Raw genomic sequence first — 6,434 nt, 5'->3', positions numbered from 1 at the left:
ACGAAAAAAACTCATAACGAAAAAATTCCAGCACTAAATCAGTACTGAACTAAAAAGTACTATTACTGACCTTAGAATATGCCCATGTCGAGCGTTAGTGAGTACATGGTTAAGTGAGCTAATTTAGTACTGGGTTAGTACTGAACTGAAGAGAACTATCATTGATCTCAGAATATGCCCATGACGAGCATTAGTGAGTACATGGTATTTCAAAGATTATATGACCTAATACATTGATCGTTATCTCCTATTGATTGAATAGTTATCGATAGGTTTAATAGATTTTAACGATCGTTTTTGTTTAATTGATCGTTTTTATCGATCAATATTTTAGTGTGTGATATAATTGCTTCAATTAAATGTAAAAATCTAATCAAGGAGAATTAGGTGCCTCAATTAATAGCTATCGTTATCACTACATTTTTAGCTGTATTAGTCTATAAAAAAATGTCTAGATACTTTAAGGGGAAAGGATTAGGCAAAGGTTCCATATTTTTTGTGGCTTTTATTCCGTCTGTATTGTTATATATTGTAATGTATTCAGTACTTCATACTCTTACATCTCATACTGTCGTTCTTCAGTATAAGAATATGAATAATGAAAATGTATATTTAGAATTTAATGATAAAGATCCGTTAGAAATGTCACTTTATAAGAGTATAAAATCTTATCCTATTGGTAGTTTTGAATTTGGGAGAGCGGTTAATATATATTTAAGCTATGGAATAAGTTTGAAAGATTTTGATGAGAAAATTCAACCTAATTGTCAAAAAGATTTTAATAAATTAAGTTCATGGTATGGTGAGCAAGTGAAGTACTGGCAGCAATTTCCTGTACATGTACGAAATGTTGAAATAAAAAAAGCAGGGGAAATACTAAGAAAAAAACAGAAAATAGTTATACCGAAAATGGAGGCGTGTTTCTATACTGAATCTCAAAAATTAACTAATCATATACCCAGAAACCCTGACCCTTTTGAATTTAAATATATGCCAAAGACATTTTAGTTGGATTTAGTCTGAACAATAGTTAAGTGGGTGTCAATACATTTTATTTAATTCATTAAATAATAAGATGATATAAGTTAATTGATTGATATTTAACCAGTTAAGAAACAATTTTATCTAATAACCACTGTTAATAGTCATTTAATATAGAATGGGGCTTTTTATGAATCCGTTAGTGCTATTTTTAATTAGTATGTTAATAGGAATATATTGTTATATAAAGTTGAATAAATGGTGCATTAAAAGTAATATAAATGGATTTGTTAAATATATTTTTTTGATTGGAATTAGCTTTATTGGATTTATACTAACATTTGTAATGTTAGTATTGGTATTCAATACTAATAAGAATACAGAGAATAACATACCAAAAAATAATTTGAATAATTCCAGTAAAGTCCCAGTATCTAGGGAAGTTGAGCGTTCGATAGTAAAAGGAAGCTCAGAATATGAAAAAGAAATATTTTATGTTGCTTACTGTTACGGCTACTCAACTGCGGTTCCGAATAATCGAAAAATGGCTAAATTTTATAGTGAAAAATTTGATATATACTTTTATCAAGTTTTAGAACAAGCAGATAGTAATCCATATCAATTTATCTCATGGCGAGATGGAATGGTGAAATATAAGAATATAGGTATAAGATCATATTCTAGTAATAAAAATAAAACAGTAGATCAAAAAATGTGTGATACGTATTACGATCTTGCAGGTAATATACAATAGTATTCCAATAAATTGGAGTGAGATACATAAACTCACTCTTTACTTAAAGTAAAACCTTTTAATGATATGATATCAATAGGATTTTTCTATAAAGATATAATAAGTAAAAAAATTGAGCTATGTTTATTGGTTAACTGATCGTAATTTCTTCACTCTAAAAACTGTAGCTCGACCACAATCACAAAGCTTAGCTATTTCATCAGCAGTATATTTTCCAGTTTCTAGCATTTCACTTATTTTACTATGCAGTACTGCATTTTTTTGTTTTCCTTTGTATTTTCCAGCCTTTTTAGCAATAGCAATACCTTCGTCTCTTCTAGATGCAATAATACCTCGTTCAAACTCTGCCACTGCTCCCATCATGGTCAAAATTAGCCTTGAAGCGGGAGAATTATCAAAACTCATGTTATTGTCTAAGAATCTAACAGTGATTCCTTTTTCTACTAACTCATCCACTAGCGATAAGAGTTCTTTAGTATTACGGGCTAATCTATCGATAGACTTTGTAATGAGAGTATCACCTTCCCTTAAATGTGATAATAGTAATAGTAGTTCTGGTCTATCGTTAATATATTTCCCTGATACTTTCTCTTGGATCACTTTGTCGCAAATAGGCTCCAGTACTGAAAGCTGCCTTTCTAGATTTTGATCTTTTGAAGAAACTCTTGCATATGCAAATATCATATAAGCCCTTTAGTATCATTTACAATATCCAAATGATACCGAATCATATAGATGGGATCAAGTGCTAAATGATACTATTTTAGTTGAATTAGGTGGGTATCATTAGGGAGTGGCTTTAAGATATTCCATTTCCTATAAATGAGACTTGCATAACTGTATTTTATTTTTATATATCTATAGTTTAAGTGAAATAAATCTAAATATTTTTACACTGTAAATATTTTACATGGAAATATTTTCTATTATTCACTATCTGATATGAAGAGCAAAAAATGAAGTTAAGAGAAATAGAAATTCAAAATTTTAGAGGTATTGGGCGAGCAGTTGTATGTTTAGAGGATTTTACTACGTTGATTGGCTCAAATAATATTGGTAAGTCAACAATTTTAAAAGCTATAAACATACTCTTAGATACGAGTAATCCTACTTTGGAGGATTGGCCTTTTAGAAAAGCTAATGATGATGAAATGATTATATCAGGTACATTTTCAGATATTCAAGAATGGGAAGCTAGTAAACCAGCAATTTCAAAGCTTATACATAATGGTCAGTTAAAAGTTAGAGTTAAAACTCGTTGGAATGTAGAAACCGAAAATATTGAGCCTCCTGTTTATGAAGCTTACTATAGTGTTGAAGATATTGATGATTTCTCCGAAAAGATAAGTGATGCTAAAAAAATAGCATATCTAAGTACTATTCTTGATGAGTTAAATATAAATTCAGCGGCTGACTATAAAGCAAAAATAAATGAAGTTATAGATAAGATAAAGGAAAAACATCCTGAAAAAATAAGTTCTACAGAAAAATGGTCTAGTGATAATATAAATTTTAAAAATAGCCTTCAACAAGCTCTACCTCATGTATTATACATTCCTGCATGCTTCAAAATTGAGGATGAACTAAAAACTCAAAAAGGAACTCCATTTGGTTATCTTTTTTCAAATCGTATTTTTCCAGAAATACAAAAAGATTCTGCTTTTCATGAATATAAAGAGTCTGCATCAGTTCTACAAAATAAAATGAAAGGTGATATTGATGGGGAGGTAATTACTGGATTAAAAACTGTCATGGATTCAATTTCTGAATCATTAAATCAAGTTATGGACTTTTCATCCAAGGTAAAACTTTCTGTCGGTGATATCGACATTGACCAAGTATTCATGAAAGCAGCTACTCTTGTTATAGAAGATAAACTAGAAACGCAACTTGAATATCAAGGTAGTGGTGTTCAAAGAGCCCTTGCTTATTCCTTGCTTGAATCTAATGCTATCTATTCAGTGTCAGAAAGTAGACGTTCTACAGTAGTTCTTTATGAAGAACCAGAATTATATATACATCCTCATTTGATGAGGATATTACGAAATAATCTTCGTGATAAATCAAAAAAGATTGAATGGCAAGTCATTGCAAGTACACACTCACCATTTTTAATTGATATAGCTGATAATCCGTCATCATTAAAGCTTATAAAAGATGCTGAACATGGACTTCGTACTGTTCATGAGGTTCCTTCTGATATATTTGACGAAGATGGAGAATATAATGAAAGAGATATGCTGAGAGCAGCATTAGACTTTCATCCTACTGTATGTGAAGCTTTTTTTGCAAAACGAGCAGTTATCGTTGAAGGTGATACAGAAGTAGCAGTATTACGATTTTCAAATGAATTATGTCAAAAGCTAGGACTTGATAATTCATTAGTCAAAGATACTACAATTGTTTCAGCAGGAGGAAAGTGGACAATTCCAGCAATTGCTAAGGTTCTAAAAAAATTAAATATACCTTTTAAAATAGTTCATGATTTAGATAAAAAAGGCAGAACGCAAGTAGAGTTGGATGCGTTACCTCCAATTAGTGAGTATAATGCCAATAGGGTTATAGAGGATATTGCCGGCCCAGATAGAGTTTTTAAAGTTGATGACACATTTGAGCATGTTCTATGGGATAGAAATACAGAAGAAAAATCACCGAGTAGTGGCGGTAAGCCATTTAATGCATGGAAAAGAACCAAAGACTATATTGATGATGAAGTATCATTAACTTCCAACTGTGAAAATCAGTTGAAAAATATAATGAGATTTATTTACGATAATTGATTTTTTAGATAAAATTGGATGAGATAAATTACATTAATACCATATTTTTATTTTAGAAATTACATGTAGCCCTGTTTATGTTCAGGGCTAAGCTAATATTTGATATTTTTTCTTTAGTATTTACTTAGAATTTATATTTTTGAATACCTCCAAATATTTAACTGATTCGTTTGAATCAGTCGTTCCTGCTAATCCTGTATTAACATTTGAAAATATACAATGAGATGCTTCAATTAATACTGCATTTTTTGTCTGAGGGTCATCAGATGCTTGGCTAAAGGCTAAAAATGTTTTTAAAGCATTAGCTTTATGTTTATTTGTTACTGATAAATGAATTGCTGTTTTATATAACTTGCTTGACCATAATGTTGCGGTTAGCATAATAATTATAATAGTAATTTTAGATGCCATTATCTGAGCATTTTTGTCACTTGAATAATCCATGTATAGGGACATGCCACCTAGAACTAATGAAATTAATAAAGTTAGAGATGCCAATACTATTGTTACTACTAGCCATTTTTTAGCATTAGTATTGTGACTATTAGCTTCTTCAGAAAAATCTGTAGTAAAAGAACCTACACCAGCAGATATTGCGGCCTCCCTTGCTGCTGTTACAATACCATCAATTTCTGATTGGCTTTTTTGGGCTTTTTCTAAAATATTTTCTGTTTCTTTAGCCGTTTGGTCAACTTTGTCAACCATTACTTTTATATTACGTTCAACATCTCCTCTTTGATATGCTAAATATGGTATTATTGTAAACGTACTATTGAATAAATTATCATATTTATTCTTCACATCAGTTGATAGTTGTGTTCTTACAGCACTAGGATTAGCTTGTTCAATGCTAAAAGATTTTATTTTTTCAAATAATTCAATTGACTGAGTGAAGCTCGTATTAATTTCTGTTACTATTTTATCTGTAGGTATTAATTCAATAGGTAATGTTTTTAAATGTGTTGCGATCTGCAATATGTTAGCAATTTCACTCTCAACATCTTTAAAGTTTAAAGATCCCCACTCAGGATTTTGTAGTAATTCATCCTTCATATAAGCTGAACATGTTTCTATTGTTTTATTCAATTGCGTAATAGTGCTTTCAGTTGCCATTTTATGCTGTCCATTTTAAGTTAAGTTACCTTATGTCATTTCTATATAACTAAATTTTTTTTGAATTTCATACCTATATATTAAAATAATTACTTGAAAATCACTAGCTATATTACTCTAACTGAAATATTTTTTAGTGTAAAAATACATAATTTTTTAATTTGATAAGGATTCCTTGGGGTTTTCTAGCTTATAAAAATTCGACTAGAGCCCTAAATTTTGAGCTCTAAAGGCTAGAGAATTTACTGAAATCTCAAAGTGCTGTTTAATTTTAGCACATATTCTTAAAGTAAATTCTTCATAAGATCGTATTTTTAACTAACATCATATAGAGCTCAAAGTAATCTACAATTTTTCATACAAAACATATCCAATTCCATTATTTTATCATCGAGATTATTTTTCAAATCTATTTTATTGGAGAATAAGGCTTAAGTTACTGTGATTACAATGTTAAATTACGCAACTCACATTAAATATGCATACACTTAATGTGAGTTCTTATCAGGGGGTGTTTTTTTAAATAGTAGCTTTTTTCTTGCTTTAATTAAGTCATCACTAGGAAAGTCCTTTGTTCTAGTGCTAAGTCCAAAACCATTATTATTCAAAATTCGTTCACCAAGTGCTATTTGCTTATCAACGCATTCTTTTACCATCACATGTATGGGCTTTATTTTTTTATTTGATTGTTTCATTTTAAACTCCTAAATTTGTTTTCATATACTATTTATTTGTTTTTAATTTAATTATTGTGCAATCTACAATTACTTTACTTTTAAAAGTAGTATAAATTTATAATTAAGTTG

6 protein-coding genes are annotated in these 6,434 nt (G+C 29.6%); 3 read left to right on the top strand and 3 right to left on the bottom strand.

The genetic code is table 11. The features are described 5' to 3' along the window. The first annotated feature begins 387 nt into the window (after nucleotides 1-387). Together ACU696_RS20975 and ACU696_RS20970 are read left to right on the top strand one after the other, a co-directional pair. Nucleotides 388-1,008 carry a hypothetical protein gene (locus ACU696_RS20975; protein WP_209102851.1) on the top strand — a complete coding sequence of 207 codons (621 nt, stop codon included), beginning with the start codon at nucleotides 388-390 and terminating at the stop codon, nucleotides 1,006-1,008. A gap of 163 nt (nucleotides 1,009-1,171) precedes the next feature. Then, nucleotides 1,172-1,735 carry a hypothetical protein gene (locus tag ACU696_RS20970; RefSeq protein ID WP_209102849.1) on the top strand — a complete coding sequence of 188 codons (564 nt, stop codon included), beginning with the start codon at nucleotides 1,172-1,174 and terminating at the stop codon, nucleotides 1,733-1,735. Nucleotides 1,736-1,858: 123 nt separating this feature from the next. Here ACU696_RS20970 and ACU696_RS20965 read toward each other — a convergent pair whose 3' ends face one another. After that, the gene (locus tag ACU696_RS20965; protein WP_209102848.1) at nucleotides 1,859-2,419 is read right to left on the bottom strand and encodes a recombinase family protein; all 561 of its coding nucleotides are present in this window, start codon (nucleotides 2,417-2,419) and stop codon (nucleotides 1,859-1,861) included. Nucleotides 2,420-2,691: 272 nt separating this feature from the next. Between ACU696_RS20965 and ACU696_RS20960 the strand changes: the two genes are divergently transcribed. Continuing rightward, nucleotides 2,692-4,515, top strand: a complete 1,824-nt coding sequence (locus ACU696_RS20960; RefSeq protein ID WP_209102847.1) for an ATP-dependent nuclease — start codon at nucleotides 2,692-2,694, stop codon at nucleotides 4,513-4,515. A gap of 120 nt (nucleotides 4,516-4,635) precedes the next feature. Here ACU696_RS20960 and ACU696_RS20955 read toward each other — a convergent pair whose 3' ends face one another. Beyond that, a complete protein-coding gene (locus ACU696_RS20955) occupies nucleotides 4,636-5,628 on the bottom strand; it encodes a hypothetical protein (RefSeq protein WP_209102846.1) in 993 nt (330 codons plus the stop codon). A gap of 488 nt (nucleotides 5,629-6,116) precedes the next feature. Beyond that, the gene (locus tag ACU696_RS20950) at nucleotides 6,117-6,323 is read right to left on the bottom strand and encodes a hypothetical protein (RefSeq protein WP_209102845.1); all 207 of its coding nucleotides are present in this window, start codon (nucleotides 6,321-6,323) and stop codon (nucleotides 6,117-6,119) included. Nucleotides 6,324-6,434: the final 111 nt, after the last annotated feature.

This window comes from Providencia sp. PROV_01, assembly GCF_053098325.1.
The sequence above is the reverse complement of the archived record's forward strand: the minus strand, read 5'-3'. Positions and strand labels throughout refer to the sequence as shown.